General features: G+C 70.0%; 1 protein-coding gene. It reads left to right on the top strand.

Features of this window, described 5'->3' with window-relative positions; all coding sequences use genetic code 11:
- A partial coding sequence (locus tag J7528_RS23670) for an inorganic phosphate transporter (protein WP_291879754.1) occupies positions 1 to 809 on the top strand: 809 nt, incomplete at both ends.

Here is an 809-nt window from a genome sequence, read left to right as displayed (position 1 = left end):
GCTTCCACGACACCGCCAACTCGATCGCCACGGTGGTGGCGACCAAGGTGCTGTCGCCGGGCGCGGCGGTGTCGCTGGCGGCGGGCATGAACCTGGTCGGCGCGCTTACCGGCACCGCGGTGGCGGCGACGATTGCGACTGGCATCGTCAACACCGACGTGGTCGAGGCCTCCTCGCAGGTGATCCTGTGCGCGCTGCTCGGCGGCATCGCCTGGAACCTGCTGACCTGGTGGTTCGGCCTGCCGTCCTCGTCCTCGCACGCGCTGATCGGCGGCCTGTGCGGCGCCGCGCTGGCCGCCGCGCACAACGACTGGAACGCGCTGGTCTGGTCCGAGCCGGTCGGCAACTGGGTCAAGAACAAGGGCCTGCTGTGGAAGGTGTTCCTGCCGATGGTCACCTCGCCGCTGGCCGGTTTCGTCCTCGGCGTGGCGATGATGCTGCTGCTGTGGGCGATCATCGCCGGCATGGCCCGCGCCGGCGGGGTGCTGGGGCGGCTGGCGCGGCCGCGCTGGGTCAACGCGTTCTTCGGCAAGGCGCAGATCCTGTCGGCCGCGTACATGGGTTACGCGCACGGCCACAACGACGCGCAGAAGACCATGGGCATCATCGCCCTGACCCTGATCGGCGCCGAGTCGAGCGGGCAGCTGGACAACCTGCCGGGCTGGCTGTCGTTCCTGCATCCGGGCACGGGCGACGGCCCGCAGATCGCGATGTGGATCGTGCTGACCTGTGCGGTGGTGATGGCGGCGGGCACGGCTTCCGGCGGCTGGCGGATCATCAAGACGCTCGGCCACAAGATGGTCAAGCTG

Source organism: Caulobacter sp., from assembly GCF_017744445.1.
Taxonomy (GTDB): Bacteria; Pseudomonadota; Alphaproteobacteria; order Caulobacterales; family Caulobacteraceae; genus Caulobacter.
This window is presented reverse-complemented; position numbering and strand designations above follow the sequence as displayed.